The organism is Exiguobacterium sp. BG5(2022) (genome assembly GCF_031844365.1).
In the GTDB taxonomy this organism is placed as follows: Bacteria; Bacillota; Bacilli; order Exiguobacteriales; family Exiguobacteriaceae; genus Exiguobacterium; species Exiguobacterium profundum.
The window spans coordinates 1,965,624-1,985,156 of the sequence record NZ_JAUZVB010000001.1 but is presented as its reverse complement, the minus strand read 5'-3'; the positions used below and the strand labels follow the sequence as shown (position 1 = coordinate 1,985,156).

The following is a 19,533-nucleotide window of genomic DNA, read 5'->3' as shown; positions in this document are numbered from 1 at the left end:
ACCTGTGCACATTCTCACTCGGGGTGAGGACGTGTCGCGTAGGTATCGAGTGTTCTCTTGAAGTGAAGTGTATCTTCTTCAGAAATCGTCACACCTGAAGAGGTGCCGTAGCGAACCGCATGATAAACGGACGGGTTCATCGGTAAATCGATGCGTTGGAACCACTCTTGCAATGTCTCATGAGCACGCAATCGCTTGACTGGTACGAGAGATTGGTTGAATGTGATCAGTGCATCGCGAATCGGGACGTTCGTGAACGCTGTGAGCGTCGAAACGGACGAGGCGTTCTTGTGTTGTAGCGATTCTACAAGCGGGTCTATGCTTGAATCATCATCATCTCGTGCGTTCGTCAAATGCCGTTTTCGTTTTCGATAGACATAGAAACTGAAGCAACAGAATGCGATCAAAGCGACGAATAGTCCGAGATTTCGTCGTGTTGATTCTCCAGATCCCGTGATTCTCTCAAAAAAGTGATGTTTTCCTTTTTGAGGATCCAATTCAAACGGGTAATCTGCTTTGGATTCACCAATTAAAATTCCATCATCCTCATCCGATAGGAGATCAGTTGGAAGACTATGACTTTCCTCGACCCGTATCGTTTCCGGGTTATAGAGCCACTCGAATACACTCGTCGCAATCACCATTATCGTAAAGGTGCCGAGGAGTGTGGCGACAATCATGAGAAGAAACTTGTTCGTCCAGCGCAAGAGGGTACCTCCTTTTGAATTTTCAGACTATTTGTTGTTTATCTTACCATAAAAAGGTAAAGTTTGATTAAGACAAAAAAATGGAGGTCGTCATATGGGCATGGAGCAGGTCATCAAACAGTTGAACGAAGTGTATTTAGGAAAAGAGGATGTCGTACGCCTCTGTTGTACGGCGTTACTCGCGGAAGGACATATTCTATTAGAAGATGTGCCAGGCACGGGAAAAACGTTACTTGCCAAAACAATTGCGGCTAGCTTCGACGGGGTGTTTTCCCGGATTCAATTCACGGCCGACTTGTTACCGTCTGATGTGATCGGAGCAGACTATTTCAACATGCAGACGCAGACGTTCGATCATCGCCAAGGACCAATCTTTGCGAACATCGTCTTGATTGATGAAATCAACCGAGCGGTTCCACGAACGCAGTCCGCCTTGCTTGAGGCGATGGAAGAACGACAAGTTTCCATCGGGGGAGAGACATATCCGATGCCGAAACCATTTTTCGTCATCGCGACGCAAAACCCGATTGAATCAGCGGGGACGTTCCCCTTACCGGATGCCCAACTCGATCGCTTCTTGATTTCGATTCCAGTCGGTTATCCTGATGTTGCGGAAGAGAGAGAACTCCTCTTACAAGTGATGCGCCAAACGAGGAAAACCGTAGAGGCGGTTGCGACGTTAGACGAGTTACGCCGTGCTCAGGAGGAAGTGAAGCAAGTATCGATTCAAGATGATGTCCTCGATTACTTACTCGGGCTCGTTCACGCGACCCGGGAACATGCATCCGTCGAGGTCGGTGTCAGTCCACGTGGAGCCATCGCGCTCATGCGAGCGTCTCAAAGTTATGCCTATCTGAACGATCGATTGTACGTCATTCCGGAAGATGTGAAAGCCGTGGCACCTTATGTCTTGTCCCATCGTTTGACGTTGACGCTTGAAGGAGGCATCAAATCGACGAAACAGGACATTATCCGTTACATCTTAGACACCGTCTCTGTGCCGGTAGAGGGCTGAAGATGACCTTCTCGACACATAACGCCCTACAGAAACAATGGATTCCGGTTTATGGATTCGCTGGGGTGATTCTCGTATTCGTCCCGTACATGGAGATTGTCGGATATGCGCTTTGTTTACTTGCGGGCATCGTTTGGTTCTTTGAACGGACACGGAAACAGTTGGAACAAGCTCTTCGGCTTCACATACATAGCCATGAATCCCTTCTCTTTGTCGGGGATGAGACGGAGGTACAACTGATTTTAGATGGAAGTGAAGTCGTCGAACGACTCGGGCTTCCGGTTCGTGTTCGGCTGAAATCCAATACAGCGCTCAGTTTTCCAGCCCACGACCGGTCCCCGAATAGTTTGGATTTGACATTACGGACAGATCAGGCTCGTCAGATGCTTCACATTCAAGCCGAATTCCGAGGTCCTGCCTACATCGAAGAATGCATACTTGCTGTGACGCTCCCGTTTCATCTCGGGACGTACTTACTCGAGTGCCCCATCGAGAAGCGGTGGACGGTATTACCGTCCCTTACGTTACACCCACCGGTCGGCACGAAACGTTTAGCGCTTGGTGACCGGCCTTTGACCGCATCACCACTTCGGAATCCACTGCAGGTTCTGGGGTCAAAGCCTTATGAAGGGGAACCGGTAAAAGAGATTGACTGGGTCGCGACGGCAAAACTTGGACGAGTCCAGTCGAAAGTCTTTCAAAAGACATCGCTCGATACGTTCACGTTCGCAGTAGATTTGAGTGGGCCGTCCGGCTACACGTTACATCACGACTTCGAGTCGATCATCAGCCAAGTCGCATATGTGACGACCCGACTCTTAAAAGAAGAGTGTAAAGTCGAGCTGTTCATCAACCGCTTCAACGGGGAAGGGAAGATGGAACATATCTCTCTTCAAGAGGGAGAGCGAGGTTCACGCCTCATCCTCTTGATGCTGGCCGACCTCCATCCCGGGAACCGTTTCATCTCGACAGACGCGTTCGTCCGTATGGTCGAGCGGAAACGCTTGAAGCAAAGTCATCTCGTCTGGTTCAATCAGCATAACCTGTATGACTAACAAGGAACTTTCTTTCTTTTGGCGAACTGTATCATACAGAGATGACCAAAGGGGAGATCCATATGGCAAAACGAAAGTATGCGAATCGACGAGACTGGGAACGGATTTTAAAGAACCGCTACGCGCAAATTCGTGTTCAGACGGAACAATTTTCAGGCGTCGTCGCCTTATTCCAAATCGATGAGGTTCGGGCACCATTATATAAAAAGCATAAAGGGGAAGAATTCATCGTGGCGGATGCCGGGTTTGCTTGGCTCCAATATTTCCCGGACAATGAACCGTTCGGTGTGACAGCGATGATCAATCCGGAAGGCGAAATCGTGCAGTGGTATATCGACCTCGTTGACCGAATCGGCGAAGAAGAGGGTATCCCTTATATGGATGACTTGTTGCTCGATATTCTTGTGTTTCCGAACGGAGATATTGTCAAAAAGGATGAGGATGAGTTTGAAGAGGCGACCAAGAGCGGCGAGCTGACACCTGAACAGGTCGAACGTGGATGGCGTGAATTCGAAGCGACACTCGAACGAATCGAACGTGGAGACTTCATCTACTTTGATTTGGCAAAAGGACATTACGAACAGTTAAAACAAAAGCTATGAGCGAATTCACTCTCTCTGCTACAGTAAGAGCGTAGGAGGGGGAGTTTTTATGAAAAAAATTGAAATTGAGACGTGGGCACGACGTAAGCACTTCGAGTTTTTCAAAGCGTTTGATGCGCCACATTTCAACGTGACGGCAAACGTAGATGTCACGAACCTATATACATATGCAAAGGAGAGCAATCAATCGTTCTTCAAACTCTTTTTATACGGTGCGGTGAGAGCGGCGAACGCGACTCCGGAATTGCGCTATCGTATCCGTGGTGAAGAGGTCGTCGAACACGAGGTGGTCCACCCTTCGTTCACGGTCATGTTAGACGAGGATGTCTTCAACTTTTGTGCGGCTACGTTCTATGAAGATTTACCGACATTCTTACAGGAAGTGACGACGCGGATGGAGCGAGCTGCCGATAAAGTCGTGGTCGGGGATGACGAGCCCGACGACTTACTGTATATCACGAGTGTTCCGTGGGTCACGTTCACGAGTATCATGCACCCGACGCATCAGCAACAACATGACAGCGTGCCGCGCATCGCCTGGGGCAAGTTCGAACGTCAAGGCGAGCGTCTGGTTATGCCGTTATCCGTCCAAGCCCATCATGCACTCGTCGATGGAGTACATATCGGTAAGTATTATGAAACGTTACAAGCATGGTTAGATCAAGAATTCGCACAGGAGGGGACCGACGTGACAGAAGAGAATGAGTTTGATCGAGCCGTTCGTCTCCGTGAGGAGGGACAACTTGAGCAGGCGAAGCAACTGTTCTTGTCGCTCTTGCGGAAAGATGAAAAGAATCCGAGGCTACATGCGTACTGTGCGTGGTGCTATGACTCGCTCGGTGAAGAACGTCAAGCGGTCCCGCATTATGAACGGGCCATCCGACTCGGGTTGACGGGGGAAGAGTTGGCGGAATCATATCTCGGACTCGGCAGTACGTATCGGGCACTCGGACGATACGCAGAGGCGGAACAGTTATTTAAAGAGGCGATTGAGCAATTCCCGAATCACGGGGCGCTCAAGGTATTTCAAGCGATGACCCATTACAACGTCGGTCGCCATGAAGAAGCGACGGGAACATTACTTGAGCTGCTCGCTAGTCCGAAAGCGGACGAGAGCATCGCGCGGTACCGGCGTGCCATCGCATTTTATGCAAGAAACTTAAATGAGACATATGACTAAAGGAGAAAGACATGATTTCACTACGTCCGATCGATGCACAAAATTGGTATACATGCTGTCAATTGGCATTAAGTGACCAACAACAGTCGTATATGGAGCCGAATGCGATTTCGTTACTTCAAGCGATGTACGAACCGACGCTACGCCCGCGCGCAATTTATGAGGACGAGACGATGGTCGGTTTCCTCATGTACAATACAGAGCTTGAAGAGTTGGATGCATGGTGGATTTACCGAATCATGATCGACCATGCTCATCAAGGCAAAGGGATTGGTCGACAGGCGGCAGAGCTGATGCTTGAAGAAATCGGCGAGGGGAAACCGATTGTCGTTGGCTATCACCCCGAGAACGAGGCAGCGCATCACTTATATGAAAGCCTAGGATTTGTTGATGAAGGCCATCGATTCGGTCGCGAAATGGCTGTGATTCGGCGAGGAGAATGAGATGGGAACAACCCGTCTCATTTTTTTGAATCAAATCGATTGACGGAAGAATTGTCGCATGATATATTTATCTCGAATTAAAGATATTTGAATTTAAGTTAATGGCTCTCTTGGACAAAGGAGGGAGACAGATGGAACCATCTGATGCACTAAAAACAATTACTGTGCTGTTACGTGCCTCTCAGTCGTTACAAGACCTGGTGAAGCAGGAAGTGGCGTCTTACGGGTTAAACGCGACCGAGTTCGCCGTACTCGAGTTTTTATATCATAAAGGGGATCAACCGATTCAAGTCATCGGGAAGAAAATTCTCCTCTCGAGCGGAAGCATGACGTACGTCGTGGACCGGTTAGAAGAAAAAGGATATCTCATTCGTAAGGCTTGTCCGAGCGATCGTCGCATCACATACGCTGCGCTGACAGATGACGGAGAGCGTTTGATGCAAGATATTTTCCCTAAGCATACGGAGCATATGAACGCTGTGTTTGAAGGGATGCAATTAAACGAAACGATTGAACAGTTGAAACAAATAGGAAAGCGGGCAGAAGCCGCAAAAAATTTTAATCATGTATCTTGAAATCAAGATATAAAAGGAGAGAGAATGATGAATCATGTTAAAGGAATTCACCACGTCACAGCAATCACGAGTAGTGCCGAAAAAAACTACGATTTCTTCACTCACGTGTTAGGCATGCGTTTGGTGAAAAAAACGGTCAACCAGGACGACATTCAAACGTATCACTTATTCTTTGCGGACGATAAAGGAAACGCAGGGACAGACATGACCTTCTTCGACTTCCCAGGTATCCCGAAAGGTAAGCACGGAACAAATGAAATCGCGAAGACGTCGTTCCGCGTACCGACAGATGAAGCGTTGACGTATTGGGTCCGTCGATTCGACCGTCTCGGTGTCGAGCACGAAGGGATTCAAGAACAGTTCGGGAAGAAGACGCTCTCGTTCATCGACTTTGATGAGCAGGCGTATCAACTCATCTCGGATGAGTTCAACGAAGGCATCGCGTCGGGCGAGCCGTGGAAGAACGGTCCAATCCCGCTTGAATACGCGATTACGGGACTCGGTCCAATCTTTATTCGCATCGCAGATATCACATATTTCAAACAAGTGATGGAGCAAGTGATGCTGTTTAAAGAGATCGGGCGAGAAGGTGATGTGTATCTCTTTGAAGGAGGTGAAGGTGGAAACGGAGCGCAAGTGATCGTCATTCACGACGAGACATCTCCACAAGCGCGTCAAGGGTTCGGTACCGTGCACCATGTCGCATTCCGTGTCGAAGACCGTAGCGTCCTCGATGAATGGACAGCACGTCTCCAACAGTTCGGTTTGCCGACTTCTGGCTACGTCGATCGCTTCTTCTTTGAATCATCCTATGCACGTGTCGCGCCGCAAATTTTGTTCGAATGGGCGACAGATGGACCTGGATTCATGGGAGACGAGCCGTACGAGACGGTCGGTGAGAAGTTGTCACTCCCGCCGTTCCTCGAAGCGAAACGTTCGCAAATCGAGGCGATGGTACGACCAATCGATACGGTCAGAAGCACGAAAACATTTGAGAAAGAATATGAGGGCATGAAATGAGTTTCTTAAATCGCTTGTTTGGAAAATCAGATGCATCACAACATAACCAAGGAGGAACTACTATGTTAAACATCGGAATCGTACTCGGATCAACTCGTGAAGGTCGCGTCAGTCCACAAGTCGGGGAATGGGTGAAAGAACTCGCCGACAAACGTGGCGATGCCAACTATGAAGTCATCGACATCGCAGACTACAACTTGCCACTTCTCGGCGAAGCGGGTCAGGACGCATCTGGCGCAGCGGCCTGGTCGGAGAAAATTGCGCAAATGGACGGATTCATCTTCATCGTCCAAGAGTATAACCATTCCATCTCAGCATCTCTTAAAAACGCACTCGACTACTTACGCGTCGAATGGAACAACAAAGCAGCCGGAATCGTCTCTTACGGTTCTGTTGGTGGAGCACGGGCAACAGAACATTTACGGGGCATTTTGAGTGAATTGTCAATCGCTCACGTACGTGTCCATCCTGCACTCTCACTCTTCACGGACTTCGAGAACGGTACGCATTTCGCTCCGAAAGACGTTCAAGCACAATCGGTAAACGATATGCTCGACCAACTCCTTCCATGGACGGAAGCGATGCAATCGGTCCGTACGAAAGCCGGAGAAGTTGCAAACAATTAACAAATCGCGAAGCCAGCCTGAATTTAGGCTGGTTTTTGTGCGTTTTCAGAACAGGTCGTGTAAAGTTGGAAGGGATTAGGGGGAGTGCAGATGTGGAATCGTAAAATCGTCACAGCATCCATCGCTTCGCCCGTCTATGCGATTCTGTTAGCGTGTGGGGTCACTATGATGGGTGTACGAGAAAATGGAGGAATGAGTGGCGTACTGAATGGCTTCCTTTTGATGACGGTTGCCTATGTAGCGGTCAGTTTTCCGATTATGTTGACCTACGGTGTCGTGACCTCATGGTGCAGTGACTGGTTGGCGAATCGACTCAGTTCGAAACGATTCAGGTGGTTCACTTCGCTTGTTTTACATATACTATTCGGGCTCGTCTTGTCATGGCTCAGTCTTCTCGCAGCGACCTTGTTTTACTTGGTGGATCGTCTACTACAGCATCGGGGAGACATAACAAAACTACAAACAGTGAAAAGTCTGCTCATCCCAATCGGATATTTGCTTATTGTAACGGGAAGTGTGTATATCATCGATGTCATCCAAGATCTTTTCGTTGGATTCAACTTCTTTTAGGGAAACGAACAAGGATACATTAACATAAGGAGGGGTAAAAATGAGATGGATGATTTATGGGGCGAATGGCTATACGGGTGAGCTGATTGCACGACAAGCCGCTCGTGACGGAATGCGTCCGGTTCTTGCCGGACGAAACGCAAGAGCGATTCATCACCTAGGAGATGAACTGGGTTGCGAAACATCGATTTTCGCATTGAGTCGTGAAGCCGCAATCGAGGCGCTTCACGATGTAGATTTAGTCCTTCATTGTGCAGGTCCTTTCACGGATACGAGCCAAGTGATGATCGAGGCATGTCTAGAGACAGGTACGCATTACTTAGATATTACCGGGGAAATCGACGTGTTCGAATATGTCCATTCTAAACAGCGAGCGGCTCAAGCCAAAGAACGTGGTGTGATTTTATGCTCGGGTGTCGGATTTGATGTCATTCCGACCGACTGTGTCGCGCGGAAATTAAAAGAGTTGATACCGGATGCGACAACACTCGCTCTTGGCTTTTCGGCGGCAGCCGGCATCTCACCAGGAACCATGAAGACGGCCGTTCGTGGACTAGGGTCGAGTAGTGTGGAACGTGTGAACGGCAAATTATCATCATTTCCAATTGGGGCAAAGCGGAGAACGATTGATTTTGGTCGCGGAAGCCGTACCGCCATTGCGATTCCGTGGGGAGACGTTTCGACCGCCTACTACACAACGGACATTCCGAATATTACGACTTGGGTTCCTGTACCGACAGCGGCCGCCTATGCTGCTCGCGCTTTGTCATGGTTCAGCCCGATTCTCGGAAAAGAGGCCGTGCAGGAACGATTGCTCCGTTATGTCGACGAAAACGTATCGGGACCAGACGAGGCTGTACGTGAAAAATCATCGACGTACGTATGGGGCGAAGCAACGAATGAGGAAGGACGAAAAGTAGTCGTCCGTATTCAAACGGCAAGTACGTATGCCTTCACTGTTTACGGGGCGCTCGCCGTCGTCAAGCGGTTGCTCGGTTCGGGTGGGATGCTTGCCGGAAGCTTTACACCAGCCATGCTATTCGGATCTCACTTTATCGAAGAGATTCAAGGTTCCTCTTCGTTCGTGATTGATGAGATTCGTCCATGAATCGAGAAGTATGGGATTTACTCGACGAAAACCGGCAACCGCTCGGTCGAACGCACTTTCGTGGGGATGAATTAGAGCCGCATACGTTTCACACGGTCATCGAAGTGTTCACGTTCAATCCGGATGGGAGATTATTGCTGTCGAAGCGTCATCCGGATAAGACGTATCCGCTTCTTTGGGAAGGAACGGGCGGCTCGATTTTGGCTGGAGAAACGAGTCGACAAGGTGCGGTCCGTGAGCTAAAAGAAGAGTTGGGACTATATGTATTGCCTGAGCAACTCCGGTTCGTGACAACGATTAAGCGGGGCACATATTTCTTGGATATGTATTGTCTCGTGTGCGAGAAACCAATCGACTTCGAACAACTGTCACTGCAAGCAGATGAAGTCGTCGATGTGACGTTACAAGAATGGGAGACGGTCCTTGAGTGTGTAGAACTTGTTCCTTCTGTCCGGGAACGGCTGATTCAATACGGTCATCTCATCCGACCGTGAACATATGCTACACTCAACATGGAATATACAAGGGAGGGAAGAGCGTGAAACGTTTAGAATTGGCAAGGCGTATCGAACGCATCAAAGCAGAGGGGACGTCTGCTTACATTCGACATCGTAAACAAACCCCTCCCTATGAAGGTGCGGAACTACACGTAGAAGGAAAAGGGCATGTGTTCAAAATGGGAAATATGAGTTTTGCGGTCGGATTTGGATTGAATCGGCCGACAAGCTTTTACGACCTGCATCAAATGGAAAAATGGGTACGCGGGAAAAATGTCTCGCGTCTACATATTGAGGTTTGTCCATTAGCGGAAGACTCCTTGCTCCGCTTATTGCAAGAACGTAACTACACGCTCGATCATTTTTTGGACGTATGGACGTTGGATTTGACACAGCATGCCTCCACATCTGTACCGACTCAGGTCGAAAAAGTGAAGGATGAGACACTCCATGAGTGGGCATACGCCGTTGCGGCTGGATTCGCCGAGTCGGGCACAATCCTTCAAGAGACGGTCGATACAGCCAAAGGCTTTTACGCACTACCGAGTAATCATGCTTATCTCGTGCGAGAAGAGGATGCTGTCGTAGCGGGTGGGATTTTAGCCACGCAAGACGGGATTGGAGAGTTGTTTCTGACGAGCACCGTTCCGACGTATCGGCAAAAAGGGTACCAGACACAACTTATTTTGGAACGAATTGCCGAAGCGAAAGCACTTGGATGCAATCTGTTGACGGTTACGACGAAAGTCGATTCGGCGTCTGGTCGCAATATGGAACGGCTTGGATTTCAGCCGTTCTATCAAAAAGCGGTCATGAAAAGTCCAATCCTTAAATAAGCAGGTCGCCTCGGGTGAGGTGACCTGCTTTTCGATTACAAGAGCGATTCAGCCCCATCGACGTATACTTCAGAGCCGGTCACGTGGCTCGACATGTTGCTCGCGAAAAATAAGACGACATCGGCGACTTGTTTCGCGGAGCCCGATTTTCCGGCAAGCGGTTGATTCCCAAGTGGATATTCGATTGGAATAACGACTTCTTCGAGCAACGCATCGTCTCGATTGGTCGAATCGTCAATATTCGTATCGATGGCCCCGGGACAGATGGAATTGACACGAATCCCGAATTGAGCGAGTTCCGCAGCAGCCATTTTCGCAAAGCCGGTTTGACCTGCTTTCGTCGTCGCGTAGCCACTGAATCCGAAATTTTTAAAATAGCGGTTCCCGTTAATCGATGAAGTGATAATGATACTACCGCCATTCTCTTTCAAATGGGGAATAGCATGTTTGACGGTCAAAAAGGTTCCCGTGAGGTTCGTCTCCACCACTCCATTCCAATCATCCAATGATAAATGTTCGATCGGTGTGATGGTCCCGTTTCGACCGGCGTTAGCGAAGACGATATCGAGTTGACCAAATCGTTCCATTGTCCGTTCGTAGGCCTCTTTCATTGCAGATTCATCTGACACATCTGCACTGATGCCGATGGCGCGTTCTTCCCCGACAAGGCTTGCGAGACGCATCGCATCTTCTTCATTCAAATCGACAATGGCGACTTTCGCTCCGGCTTGAATGAAGCGGATGACCGCGGCACGTCCGATTCCGGAGGCTGCCCCGGTCACAAAAGCTACTTTTCCAGATAGTAATTTATTTGAAATCAATCCGATCACTCCTTTTTATGATTCTGTTCTCATATTCCACAGTTCTGGAAAAGTTACGCTTCATTTCAAAAAATCATGGAGCGTTGACTTCGATGGTGCGTGCGATGTTCAAATTCGAATCCGTCGGGATGACCTCGATTGTCACCAGTTGTCCGCTCTGTAACCCTTGTACGCTATTGACGATGCCGGTGACTTCGGTTTGATCATTGATCAAGACGACGCGCAATGTGACTTCTTCCGAGGATCCGGTAGATTCAATCAATATTTGGGGGATATCGACTCGTTCAATCTGTCCCTCGACTAAGTTGTCATTCCACGTGCTCATCCAATAAACGGCGACTAAAAAAAGACCGAGAAAGATTAAGGCAAAGGTTAATCGTGAACGCATGCACACCTCACTCCTTTGTTGTCCCGTTTCGCATCTTGTCTAATTTACCTTTACCCGGAAATTCTCTCATTACTTGAAAAAATAGTAGGAATCACAAGAAAAATGGGGAATAGAAAGGAAAACGAAAAGGTGAGGTGTGGGCATGTGGATGATGGTTGGTGCGCTAGGATTGGTTGCTTGTGTATGGATCGCGTTCGGTTGGTTCACCATTGGTAATGCAAAGCGACGAGTATGGGGAGGTCTTTTTTCACTCAGTATGACTTGTCTGTTTGCACCGCTCTTCCTCGTGAAACTTGGAGAACAGTATGGATTTGTTGGGATTCAAGTAGGGTTGACCGCTTTATTCGGCGTACTCGCAGGTGCATTTTTCTTTGTTGCACTCGGATGGACAGGACGCCCGGCGAAAGTTCGAAAAGTGAGAACGTTATCAGAAGACCCTGATTTATTTTGAAGCATGACTTACCACTCCTACGGTATAATGCGGTCATAATGATGTTGTGAGGGAGTGGGGATCATGATTAAACCGCCAATGTTGCAAGTGGGGGATACGATAGGGATCATTACGCCTTCTTTTCCGGCACCTGTTCAGTTTGAGGGGCGTTACCAACGTGGGGTTGAACAGCTCAAGCGGATGGGATTCAAGGTGAAAGAGGGCACGTGTACATATAAAACAGAAGGATATCGGTCCTCGTCCATTCGGGATCGTGCTGACGAACTAAACGCATTTTTACATGATCCTGAAGTGAAAGCCATCATCAGTACAATCGGTGGAACAAATTCGAACTCGGTGTTACCATATATCGATTATGAACAACTCCGACGTCATCCTAAAATCATCATGGGATATAGTGATGTCACGGCAATCTTGATGGCCTGTTATGCCAAAACGGACGTCGTCACATTTTACGGTCCGGCAATCGTCCCCTCATTTGGTGAATACGGAGGGATGTTCGAGACGGGGGAGCAATATGTCAAAGACATTCTCTGTTTAGAACGAACGGCTCCGTTTCAGTTACATATCCCTGATGAATGGACGGAAGAGATGCTCGATTGGTCGACACAACAACGTGTCAAGACGTTCCAACCGAATGAAGGATGGATTTCTCTGAAGGATGGAAAGGCACAAGGAACGTTGATTGGCGGGAATCTGAACACGATGTCTGGGTTCTTCAAGTCGGATTATTATCCCGATTTGAAAGGCGCGATTCTATTCCTAGAAGACTCGTTTAAGACGATGGCTGAAGAAGAACGTTCGCTTAGTATGCTGAAGCTGGCGGGTGTGTTTGATGAGATTTCGGGTCTGATTATCGGGAAGCACGAGCATTTTCAAAATCAATCAGCTCCCTTCTCATTCAACGACTTGTTGCTTGAAATCATCGGAGAAAAAGATTTTCCGATTTTGACGAATGTCGATATCGGTCACACGTTTCCATCACACGTTTTCCCGATTGGCATTCAAGTTGAGTTAGATACGACGAATGGGGTTATCCGATTTTTAGAAGATGGGGTGTCGGAATGAAGGAGCACCTCACTATTTTTGACGAGAATCACCGGAAAATAGGGGAGAAGGAGCGAAATCAAGTTCATGTTGACGGGGATTGGCATGAGACGTTCCACTGCTGGTTCTGGAAAGAAGACCTCATCTATCTTCAGCGGAGGAGCATGGAGAAACAGGATTTTCCCGGGAAATATGATATTACGGCAGCGGGACACCTTGCAACAGATGAGACAATAGCGAATGGCGTTCGTGAAATTGAAGAAGAGCTCGGACTGTCATTGACGTTCGAACAGCTCACCTTTATGGGAATCTTTGAAGACGTGATTGAACTGGACGAGTTTCTTGATCGCGAGTTTGCACATACGTATTGCTATCTCTATCAAGGTGAGCCGATTCATTTTGACGACCAGGAAGTGATGGATGTCGTAGCTGTTCAAAGAAATGAACTGAGGTCGCTGACAGAAGGATGCATGTGTACGATTGAAGGATGCTCTCTTATGACGAATCATCTTGTTCAAATCACGCAAGCCGATTTAGTTCCGCATCGTCAGACTTACTGGCAAAACATATTTGAGAGTTTGACACGAATGGATGCCTCAAATCGTTAAGGAAAGAATACGTTGTTCGCCAATCGGTCCACCGATTCGACGTCCGGTATCGCTCCACCCAACGTTCGTATAAAGGGAGAAAGCGGCTTCGTTTTTAAGATTGACCGACAGGACGATTTCACGAATGTGAGGGAAGTGTTGCTTTACGAACTGCGGAAGTGCTTGGAGTGCAGCTTTAGCGTAGCCTTTCCCCTGGTCCTCATGGTTAATGGCAAAGGCGGAGAAGAGCAAGGCATTCGACTCGGTTGTATAGGAAGCAACGCGTTCGTTGTCATGCAGTAAGAACATCCCAACTGGTTTTGACGCGACGATGACAATCGGATAAATGCGATCGGGCAATGGGTCATCCATGTCTTTGGGCAGGGTCGTATACTTTTCTTGGTCCGTCGGTAGTGCGAACGTATTGAGAATCGATTGATGCGTATCATTTCGATATTCGAGCGTAATTTTCATAAGGGGTCTCCTTCGGGCTTTATTGATTTTCATTCAGAAAGGGGAATTATATGTCGACACAGTTTACATACCGTCAAAATCCACCATTACAAGATTTATACCGCGCGTTTATGAGCGGTTTTTCTGATTATATTATTCCGTTTCAATTTGATGAGCAGACGTTCGAAGATGTTTTTCTTGTTCGTGATCAAAATCAGCCGTCCCGTTCCATTGTAGCCTATGATGGTGAAGAACCTGTCGGTGTCGTGTTAACCGGGATTGCACATCTTGATTCAGGATGGCAGACACGTTGTGGTGGACTTGCTGTCGCCCCACATGTCCGAAAAGCAGGAGTCGCGACCGAATTGATGAGACGATTTGAAGAGGCGGCAGTAGGCACTCGTTTACTCGAAGTCATTCAAGGCAATGATGCGGCAGTGTCTCTCTATGAACGACTAGGTTACGAAACGACTCGAGAAATCCTCTACTTCCAAGCGGTGTCATTAGAAACGAACGCAGACATGACGTATGAACCGATTCAAACGTTATTTGATGAGTTGTATCCGGCGGCGAGTCACGTTCCGATTTGGCAACGCGATGTGCGCGTGACCCAACAAGCTGCTGAGTTAGTGAAAGTCGTAGAAGGGAATCGAATAGGATTTTTGTTATACCGCGATCACGTCTTGCTCGATGTTTTTGGACAAGCAGAAGAAGCGGAATGGCTATTGCGGGCGGCCGCGAGCCGATCGCCACTTCATGTCACGTTGACATCAGACCGTCCTGAATGGGTCGAAGCGGCACGACGATTGGGATTTGTCCAAGACGAGATTGCCCAATTTGAAATGGTGAAGGACGCTTGATGAAGCGGTTGTTGGTCATCTGTATCATTGCGCTGATTAGTGGAAATACCGCGACCCTGATTGCGCTGACAACAAATCTTTCACCCGACCTGTCGCGAGGTATACTAGTAGTTAGTGTGAGTGTAACACTCCTTTCCATCGGTGGTATCGTCTGGGTGGGATACTATACAAAAAAACGCTAGTGAAATCCTTGTGAAGTGACACTTGAAAATATCACATCATGCTGTCATGTATGACATGAAAATGAAAAACTTCATATATTGAAATTTTTAACCCCCAGTGGTATATTCGCACATGTAGCTTTTTTGAAGCTCATGAATGTATTAATTTGGAGGGTTTATTATATATATGTGGAAACAACTCATCATGACAGCGGGTGTTGGTGTTCTCTTATTCCAAGGACAAACCGCATCTGCCGACAACATGTCCCCGCAAGACCTCGTTCAAACGGAAAAGTCATTGCAACAAACGAAGCAGCAGGTTAAAGATACGAAACAATCCATTCACGCCATTCAAACGAAGTTGAAGCAAGTCGATCATAAGGCGGAGGCGTTGCGAGATAAAATTGAAGGAACTTCTAAAGAATTAGAAGAAGTGGAGGAGTCACTCGTTCCTGCAGAACAGTCGCTCTTCGCAAAAGTCGTTTCTTCGGTGTTGCCGAGTGCGAAAGCGGAAGCCGCTGAAGCGGAAGAAGCACATCAAGAGCTTGTTGAAAAGAAAAACCAAGTAAATGAAGCATTGGAGCAACTGAAAGAAGAACAAGAGCAAATTGAAGCGACACGTCAAGACGTGAAAGCGTCGTATGACGAAAAGTCGAAACAATATAAGAAACAAACGAATCAGTTGAGTGATTTGAAGAAACAGTATGAAGCGATGGCACCCGATCGGTTCTTAATGCCGGCGGAAGGTCGCCTCTCTCAAGGTTTCGGTTCGGCGAGTGGACAGTTCGGATACACATTCCATAACGGTCTCGATATTGCTGCCAAAACAGGCACACCTGTATACGCCGCGGAAGCTGGAAAGGTGACAAAAGTCAGCTCGAGTGGACCTTATGGGAACCACATACAAATCGAACACAACGTAGACGGTCAAAAATGGACGACCGTGTATGCACACTTGCACAAAGTGGATGTCAAGACAGGTCAGTCGGTACGCCAAGGTGAACCGATTGGTCAAATCGGAAACACGGGCAACTCGTCAGGTCCGCACTTACACTTTGAGATTCATAAAGGGGACTACAATTTCTCGGCTAGTTCAGCTGGGAATTCCGTCGACCCGATGAAACTGGCAGAGCGCCTCGGTGGTGCTTCTCCGGTAAAAGCCACGTTTTAAGCAGACAGATGCCCTGAGCCTCTCGAATGAGGTCAGGGCATTTTTTACTGTTCGCGCGTAGGATCATGGTTGCCCTCGCTGTCGGCAATCGTATCTGAGCTTCCGTAGTCTTCTACTTGGGAGAAGGCGTCCGTTTTTTGACCAGGTTGATCCGTTCCGTCTAACTCTTTGCGTCGAGCTGTCTCATTAGGGTTCAACACGTCTTCTTCGACCGGTCGATCGACTTCATGCGCGTGCTCTTCCTCTTCTTGTGCCCGGGCGTGTTCGATGCAAAGGGTGGCTTCTGGAATGACTTCCAGACGGTCTAGTTCAATGTCTTTCCCACACACCTCACATTGTCCATACGTCCCATTCTGAATGGCTAATAGTGCCTTATCGACGTCACTCAAGAACTCTTCATCGAGTTCATTAAGGGCTTGGTCTCGTTCTCGTAAAAAGAGCTCTTCGCCCGAGTCGGCAGGGTGGTTGTCGTAATGAGAGAGCTCTCCTTCATCATATGTCTCTTCCCGATTATCCATGTATCCTTCGGTTTTTGCTTTTTCTTTCAATAATCGTTTTTTAAACGTTTCGATTTGTTCTTCAGTCAACATATCCATTCACTCTCCAGTTCTCAAGTCATTAATATAAGGTTTCCCATTTTATTTGTGTACAAACCATTTGAAGTGGAATCCCTCATGTCGAACGATGTTTAGAAAGGGTATGATGAGAATAAAGAGTTCTTTTAAAAAAGGAGGAACGAATCATGAGAAAAGTCGAAGTAGTGAAATACAATCCAGAATGGAATCAAAAGTTTGAAGAAGAGGCTGGTAAATTGAGTCGGTTATTCGAAGAGGAGCTTGTCGCGATCCATCACATTGGAAGTACATCGGTCGAAGGATTGGCGGCAAAACCAATCATCGACATGATGCCGGTCGTACGGGACATCGAACGAGTCGATGACTACACGGAGCGGATGGAGGCACTCGGGTACCGTGGACTTGGTGAATATGGGATTCCGAAGCGTCGCTATTTCCGTAAAGGAGAAGAAGAACGGACGGTTCACGTGCATGTGTTTGAAGAAGGGAATCCGGATGTCATAAGACACCTTGCCTTCCGGGATTACTTGCGAGCTTATCCTGACGTTCGCGATGCGTATGGTGAGCTGAAGCTTCAACTTGCGGCACAGCATCCAGAAGATATGGAAGGATACATTCAAGGAAAGCATGACTGGATCATCGAGACGGAACGGTTGGCGACGAAGTGGTATAAAGAAAATCAAGACGCGTGAAACCTTTTTATGGAAATGGTCGTATAATACATCAAACCTTAAAGGGGGAGATGTCATATGAAAAGATTTCTCGGGAAATGTGTGGAATACTCTTTGGCCGCACTTGTCTTCGTCGGTCTGTTCTTTGTCCTTCGCGCGATTGCCGGTGACTCGGACAAAGGGTACATGTTGACATTGCTCGGTACATTTTTTCTCGTCTTACCTAGTTCGCTCTTGATTGGCCACTTTCTGGCTCGTCCACTTCAACGTCGCTTAGAGGGGAAAGGGACTTCGACTTCGAAAGAGCATCTGTTGCATGGGACTGAAAAACCACATGGGGTGATAGAAGATCGGAATCACACAGGATTTAACGGTTGATGGACAGTGTGTTCGTCTCAACAACAGATGCCCGACTCATCGCACGATTGAATCGTTCCATTCATGAACATCATGTTCGCATGAATTCAGATTACTTTGCGGAATATGAGGAAGAGAAGATATATGAATCCTTTCTGACGCTGGTGGGGAAACCGGGTCATCATTTCATGGTGATGGAAGTAGAGGCGACCCCTGTCGGCTACATATGGTTCGAGGAGAAAGTGGGTGAAGCAAACGCATTTCGCCAAGCTGTTCGCGTGGTGTATGTTCATCACATCAGTATCGACCCCATGTATCAACGGAACGGTTACGGTCGGCGTGTGATGGAATGGATGGAGCAATGGGCACTTGACCACCAATTCAGATCGATTGAACTAGATTACTGGATGAGCAATACGGATGCCGCCTCGTTTTATAGCGAAATCGGGTTCACCCCAAAACGTCAGATTGTCATGAAAAAATTGGAGGAATGAGATCATGGAGGAGTTACTTACAATTGGAATTGGTATTCTCGGAGTTCTGTCGTTAGGTTGGTTCTTTTATAGTTACTGGCTCGGATATAAAGGGGGCAATATCGTCATGACCCTCGATGAGCACTATACAAAACTAGAAGAGTACGTACCTGCTATCTTGTCAAAACTATACGAAGATGGAAAAAGCGCTCACTATCTTGGCGACCGCAAGTTTGAAGTGGAGGGCAAGCGTTACGTTCTCGTCGAACGGACCGTACCGATTGGTCATGTTCCGACACAACAGACGGTGTTACAACCGGATCGATCATAATCAGAAAAGGGAGCTCTCAAGTCGAGAGACTCCCTTTGTTTATTTGACGGCTGGGGGACCGAACCTGCCGCTATGATAATCGCGGAAAGCTTGGCGGATTTCTTCTTCCGTGTTCATCACGAATGGACCATGCGCAATATAGTCTTCGCGAATCGGTTTTCCGGAATAGATGAGCACCCGTGTACGCGTCGTGGCCTTCAGTTGAAGTGTGCTCATCGCTTCAGATGTTTCATCGAACGTCAGTGTCGCCACATCAGTTTTACTGAGCGGAATTTTGGAAGACCCAACTTCAATTGAACCAGCGAGTACGTACAAAAAGCTGTTATGATTCGCAGGCAAGATGTGTTCGTATTCGCCACCTTCTTTCAGCGTTATTTCTGTCATCGTGATGGGGACGAGACTTTCCATCGGCCCTTTTACACCCACAATTTCGCCGGAATAGACACGAAGCTGCCCGCCGTCGAAAGGAACGAGGGGTGCGTCCTCGACGTATACGTTCTGATAGGAAGTGGTTGTTGTTTTTAACGACTTCGGCAAATTCAACCAGAGCTGCAGCGTATGGATCAAATCATCGTCAACCGCTTCTTCGGCGTGTCTAGCGGCCCATCCGGCGTTCATATACTGAACATCACCGGCGTCCAAAATCGAATGTCCCCCATGATTATCAATATGTTCTAGACGACCATCGATGACATACGTGATTGTTTGAAACCCACGATGGGGATGGTCCGAAAACGTCCCACGCTTGAACCAGTCTTCTGCCATCAAAATAAATGGATCGAACTCCTCTTTTTGTTCTGGAGGTAACACCCAGCCCTGTTGCACATGGGGATACCCGTTTTGTCGATAGGAAACGCGCCAATGATGGTTCACGTCACGTATAAATGGATTTGTCACAAAAATTCACTCCTTTCCCTTCCTATCTTCCCAAAAAATGTGTCTCATCGTACTAT

General features: G+C 47.9%; 27 protein-coding genes. 21 read left to right on the top strand and 6 right to left on the bottom strand.

The window, feature by feature from the left end; all coding sequences use genetic code 11:
• Positions 1 to 14: 14 nt before the first annotated feature.
• Positions 15 to 707: a hypothetical protein gene (locus Q9R25_RS10190; protein WP_215243561.1), complete on the bottom strand. Its 693-nt coding sequence runs from the start codon at positions 705 to 707 to the stop codon at positions 15 to 17.
• 94 nt (positions 708 to 801) lie between these two features.
• Between Q9R25_RS10190 and Q9R25_RS10185 the strand changes: the two genes are divergently transcribed.
• From Q9R25_RS10185 to Q9R25_RS10130, 12 genes are all read left to right on the top strand, one after another.
• A complete protein-coding gene (locus Q9R25_RS10185; RefSeq protein ID WP_012727616.1) occupies positions 802 to 1,722 on the top strand; it encodes an AAA family ATPase in 921 nt (306 codons plus the stop codon).
• A gap of 2 nt (positions 1,723 to 1,724) precedes the next feature.
• The gene (locus Q9R25_RS10180) at positions 1,725 to 2,777 is read left to right on the top strand and encodes a DUF58 domain-containing protein (RefSeq protein WP_074035404.1); all 1,053 of its coding nucleotides are present in this window, start codon (positions 1,725 to 1,727) and stop codon (positions 2,775 to 2,777) included.
• A gap of 62 nt (positions 2,778 to 2,839) precedes the next feature.
• Entirely contained in the window at positions 2,840 to 3,379 is a 540-nt protein-coding gene (locus Q9R25_RS10175) for a ribonuclease FAU-1 family protein (protein WP_031421906.1), read from the top strand.
• A gap of 49 nt (positions 3,380 to 3,428) precedes the next feature.
• On the top strand, positions 3,429 to 4,559 hold the full coding sequence (locus Q9R25_RS10170; RefSeq protein ID WP_196431410.1) for a tetratricopeptide repeat protein: 1,131 nt from the start codon (positions 3,429 to 3,431) through the stop codon (positions 4,557 to 4,559).
• Between the two features lie 11 nt (positions 4,560 to 4,570).
• Positions 4,571 to 5,002, top strand: a complete 432-nt coding sequence (locus tag Q9R25_RS10165) for a GNAT family N-acetyltransferase (protein ID WP_215243563.1) — start codon at positions 4,571 to 4,573, stop codon at positions 5,000 to 5,002.
• A 131-nt stretch (positions 5,003 to 5,133) separates the two neighbouring features.
• The gene (locus Q9R25_RS10160; protein WP_031421914.1) at positions 5,134 to 5,577 is read left to right on the top strand and encodes a MarR family winged helix-turn-helix transcriptional regulator; all 444 of its coding nucleotides are present in this window, start codon (positions 5,134 to 5,136) and stop codon (positions 5,575 to 5,577) included.
• A 27-nt stretch (positions 5,578 to 5,604) separates the two neighbouring features.
• On the top strand, positions 5,605 to 6,597 hold the full coding sequence (locus Q9R25_RS10155) for a ring-cleaving dioxygenase (RefSeq protein WP_041917956.1): 993 nt from the start codon (positions 5,605 to 5,607) through the stop codon (positions 6,595 to 6,597).
• Positions 6,594 to 7,223 carry an NADPH-dependent FMN reductase gene (locus Q9R25_RS10150; protein WP_374193977.1) on the top strand — a complete coding sequence of 210 codons (630 nt, stop codon included), beginning with the start codon at positions 6,594 to 6,596 and terminating at the stop codon, positions 7,221 to 7,223. The genes Q9R25_RS10155 and Q9R25_RS10150 overlap by 4 nt, the downstream gene beginning before the upstream one ends.
• A gap of 90 nt (positions 7,224 to 7,313) precedes the next feature.
• Positions 7,314 to 7,793, top strand: coding sequence for a hypothetical protein (locus Q9R25_RS10145; RefSeq protein ID WP_214690352.1), 480 nt, complete (start codon positions 7,314 to 7,316; stop codon positions 7,791 to 7,793).
• A gap of 40 nt (positions 7,794 to 7,833) precedes the next feature.
• On the top strand, positions 7,834 to 8,901 hold the full coding sequence (locus tag Q9R25_RS10140) for a saccharopine dehydrogenase family protein (RefSeq protein WP_215243564.1): 1,068 nt from the start codon (positions 7,834 to 7,836) through the stop codon (positions 8,899 to 8,901).
• The gene (locus Q9R25_RS10135; protein WP_074035410.1) at positions 8,898 to 9,395 is read left to right on the top strand and encodes an NUDIX hydrolase; all 498 of its coding nucleotides are present in this window, start codon (positions 8,898 to 8,900) and stop codon (positions 9,393 to 9,395) included. The genes Q9R25_RS10140 and Q9R25_RS10135 overlap by 4 nt, the downstream gene beginning before the upstream one ends.
• Before the next feature lie 44 nt (positions 9,396 to 9,439).
• Positions 9,440 to 10,234, top strand: coding sequence for a GNAT family N-acetyltransferase (locus tag Q9R25_RS10130; RefSeq protein WP_196431406.1), 795 nt, complete (start codon positions 9,440 to 9,442; stop codon positions 10,232 to 10,234).
• A 35-nt stretch (positions 10,235 to 10,269) separates the two neighbouring features.
• Here Q9R25_RS10130 and Q9R25_RS10125 read toward each other — a convergent pair whose 3' ends face one another.
• Positions 10,270 to 11,055 (bottom strand): SDR family oxidoreductase, encoded by a 786-nt coding sequence (locus Q9R25_RS10125; protein WP_074035413.1) that lies wholly within the window; start codon positions 11,053 to 11,055, stop codon positions 10,270 to 10,272.
• A 73-nt stretch (positions 11,056 to 11,128) separates the two neighbouring features.
• Positions 11,129 to 11,443, bottom strand: coding sequence for a hypothetical protein (locus tag Q9R25_RS10120; protein WP_196431405.1), 315 nt, complete (start codon positions 11,441 to 11,443; stop codon positions 11,129 to 11,131).
• Between the two features lie 142 nt (positions 11,444 to 11,585).
• Between Q9R25_RS10120 and Q9R25_RS10115 the strand changes: the two genes are divergently transcribed.
• From Q9R25_RS10115 to Q9R25_RS10105, 3 genes are all read left to right on the top strand, one after another.
• Positions 11,586 to 11,894, top strand: a complete 309-nt coding sequence (locus Q9R25_RS10115) for a hypothetical protein (protein ID WP_031421923.1) — start codon at positions 11,586 to 11,588, stop codon at positions 11,892 to 11,894.
• A gap of 63 nt (positions 11,895 to 11,957) precedes the next feature.
• The gene (locus Q9R25_RS10110) at positions 11,958 to 12,962 is read left to right on the top strand and encodes a S66 family peptidase (protein WP_215243565.1); all 1,005 of its coding nucleotides are present in this window, start codon (positions 11,958 to 11,960) and stop codon (positions 12,960 to 12,962) included.
• Positions 12,959 to 13,549 (top strand): NUDIX hydrolase, encoded by a 591-nt coding sequence (locus Q9R25_RS10105; RefSeq protein ID WP_214690355.1) that lies wholly within the window; start codon positions 12,959 to 12,961, stop codon positions 13,547 to 13,549. The genes Q9R25_RS10110 and Q9R25_RS10105 overlap by 4 nt, the downstream gene beginning before the upstream one ends.
• Here Q9R25_RS10105 and Q9R25_RS10100 read toward each other — a convergent pair.
• Complete coding sequence (locus Q9R25_RS10100) at positions 13,538 to 14,002, bottom strand: GNAT family N-acetyltransferase (protein WP_214690356.1); 465 nt, start codon at positions 14,000 to 14,002, stop codon at positions 13,538 to 13,540. The genes Q9R25_RS10105 and Q9R25_RS10100 overlap by 12 nt on opposite strands.
• A gap of 50 nt (positions 14,003 to 14,052) precedes the next feature.
• Here Q9R25_RS10100 and Q9R25_RS10095 point away from each other — a divergent pair, with 50 nt between their 5' ends.
• On the top strand, positions 14,053 to 14,841 hold the full coding sequence (locus Q9R25_RS10095; protein WP_214690357.1) for a GNAT family N-acetyltransferase: 789 nt from the start codon (positions 14,053 to 14,055) through the stop codon (positions 14,839 to 14,841).
• 348 nt (positions 14,842 to 15,189) lie between these two features.
• Positions 15,190 to 16,173, top strand: coding sequence for a peptidoglycan DD-metalloendopeptidase family protein (locus tag Q9R25_RS10090; protein ID WP_311283104.1), 984 nt, complete (start codon positions 15,190 to 15,192; stop codon positions 16,171 to 16,173).
• Positions 16,174 to 16,217: 44 nt separating this feature from the next.
• Here Q9R25_RS10090 and Q9R25_RS10085 read toward each other — a convergent pair whose 3' ends face one another.
• Positions 16,218 to 16,763, bottom strand: a complete 546-nt coding sequence (locus Q9R25_RS10085) for a TraR/DksA C4-type zinc finger protein (protein ID WP_078147954.1) — start codon at positions 16,761 to 16,763, stop codon at positions 16,218 to 16,220.
• A 152-nt stretch (positions 16,764 to 16,915) separates the two neighbouring features.
• Here Q9R25_RS10085 and Q9R25_RS10080 point away from each other — a divergent pair, with 152 nt between their 5' ends.
• Genes Q9R25_RS10080 through Q9R25_RS10065 form a run of 4 tightly spaced genes read left to right on the top strand, consistent with a single transcriptional unit; the run spans position 16,916 to position 18,580 of the window.
• A complete protein-coding gene (locus tag Q9R25_RS10080; protein WP_214690360.1) occupies positions 16,916 to 17,440 on the top strand; it encodes a GrpB family protein in 525 nt (174 codons plus the stop codon).
• A gap of 57 nt (positions 17,441 to 17,497) precedes the next feature.
• On the top strand, positions 17,498 to 17,797 hold the full coding sequence (locus tag Q9R25_RS10075; RefSeq protein WP_214690361.1) for a hypothetical protein: 300 nt from the start codon (positions 17,498 to 17,500) through the stop codon (positions 17,795 to 17,797).
• On the top strand, positions 17,797 to 18,270 hold the full coding sequence (locus tag Q9R25_RS10070) for a GNAT family N-acetyltransferase (RefSeq protein ID WP_214690362.1): 474 nt from the start codon (positions 17,797 to 17,799) through the stop codon (positions 18,268 to 18,270). Before Q9R25_RS10075 ends, Q9R25_RS10070 begins: the two co-directional genes overlap by 1 nt.
• 4 nt (positions 18,271 to 18,274) lie before the next feature.
• Complete coding sequence (locus Q9R25_RS10065; RefSeq protein WP_047794750.1) at positions 18,275 to 18,580, top strand: hypothetical protein; 306 nt, start codon at positions 18,275 to 18,277, stop codon at positions 18,578 to 18,580.
• 39 nt (positions 18,581 to 18,619) lie between these two features.
• Here Q9R25_RS10065 and Q9R25_RS10060 read toward each other — a convergent pair whose 3' ends face one another.
• Positions 18,620 to 19,477, bottom strand: coding sequence for a pirin family protein (locus Q9R25_RS10060; RefSeq protein ID WP_215243569.1), 858 nt, complete (start codon positions 19,475 to 19,477; stop codon positions 18,620 to 18,622).
• Positions 19,478 to 19,533: the final 56 nt, after the last annotated feature.

Bases quoted from the DNA above. Each gene is read 5' to 3' on its own strand.
- Q9R25_RS10080 (WP_214690360.1), top strand. From the start codon at position 16,916: ATGAGAAAAGTCGAAGTAGTGAAATACAATCCAGAATGGAATCAAAAG.
- Q9R25_RS10175 (WP_031421906.1), top strand. From the start codon at position 2,840: ATGGCAAAACGAAAGTATGCGAATCGACGAGACTGGGAACGGATTTTA.
- Q9R25_RS10140 (WP_215243564.1), top strand. From the start codon at position 7,834: ATGAGATGGATGATTTATGGGGCGAATGGCTATACGGGTGAGCTGATT.
- Q9R25_RS10155 (WP_041917956.1), top strand. From the start codon at position 5,605: ATGAATCATGTTAAAGGAATTCACCACGTCACAGCAATCACGAGTAGT.
- Q9R25_RS10070 (WP_214690362.1), top strand. From the start codon at position 17,797: ATGGACAGTGTGTTCGTCTCAACAACAGATGCCCGACTCATCGCACGA.
- Q9R25_RS10100 (WP_214690356.1), bottom strand. From the start codon at position 14,002: ATGAAAATTACGCTCGAATATCGAAATGATACGCATCAATCGATTCTC.
- Q9R25_RS10075 (WP_214690361.1), top strand. From the start codon at position 17,498: ATGAAAAGATTTCTCGGGAAATGTGTGGAATACTCTTTGGCCGCACTT.
- Q9R25_RS10105 (WP_214690355.1), top strand. From the start codon at position 12,959: ATGAAGGAGCACCTCACTATTTTTGACGAGAATCACCGGAAAATAGGG.
- Q9R25_RS10110 (WP_215243565.1), top strand. From the start codon at position 11,958: ATGATTAAACCGCCAATGTTGCAAGTGGGGGATACGATAGGGATCATT.
- Q9R25_RS10150 (WP_374193977.1), top strand. From the start codon at position 6,594: ATGAGTTTCTTAAATCGCTTGTTTGGAAAATCAGATGCATCACAACAT.
- Q9R25_RS10135 (WP_074035410.1), top strand. From the start codon at position 8,898: ATGAATCGAGAAGTATGGGATTTACTCGACGAAAACCGGCAACCGCTC.
- Q9R25_RS10145 (WP_214690352.1), top strand. From the start codon at position 7,314: ATGTGGAATCGTAAAATCGTCACAGCATCCATCGCTTCGCCCGTCTAT.
- Q9R25_RS10120 (WP_196431405.1), bottom strand. From the start codon at position 11,443: ATGCGTTCACGATTAACCTTTGCCTTAATCTTTCTCGGTCTTTTTTTA.
- Q9R25_RS10160 (WP_031421914.1), top strand. From the start codon at position 5,134: ATGGAACCATCTGATGCACTAAAAACAATTACTGTGCTGTTACGTGCC.
- Q9R25_RS10165 (WP_215243563.1), top strand. From the start codon at position 4,571: ATGATTTCACTACGTCCGATCGATGCACAAAATTGGTATACATGCTGT.
- Q9R25_RS10170 (WP_196431410.1), top strand. From the start codon at position 3,429: ATGAAAAAAATTGAAATTGAGACGTGGGCACGACGTAAGCACTTCGAG.
- Q9R25_RS10065 (WP_047794750.1), top strand. From the start codon at position 18,275: ATGGAGGAGTTACTTACAATTGGAATTGGTATTCTCGGAGTTCTGTCG.
- Q9R25_RS10185 (WP_012727616.1), top strand. From the start codon at position 802: ATGGGCATGGAGCAGGTCATCAAACAGTTGAACGAAGTGTATTTAGGA.
- Q9R25_RS10085 (WP_078147954.1), bottom strand. From the start codon at position 16,763: ATGTTGACTGAAGAACAAATCGAAACGTTTAAAAAACGATTATTGAAA.
- Q9R25_RS10115 (WP_031421923.1), top strand. From the start codon at position 11,586: ATGTGGATGATGGTTGGTGCGCTAGGATTGGTTGCTTGTGTATGGATC.
- Q9R25_RS10095 (WP_214690357.1), top strand. From the start codon at position 14,053: ATGTCGACACAGTTTACATACCGTCAAAATCCACCATTACAAGATTTA.
- Q9R25_RS10090 (WP_311283104.1), top strand. From the start codon at position 15,190: ATGTGGAAACAACTCATCATGACAGCGGGTGTTGGTGTTCTCTTATTC.
- Q9R25_RS10180 (WP_074035404.1), top strand. From the start codon at position 1,725: ATGACCTTCTCGACACATAACGCCCTACAGAAACAATGGATTCCGGTT.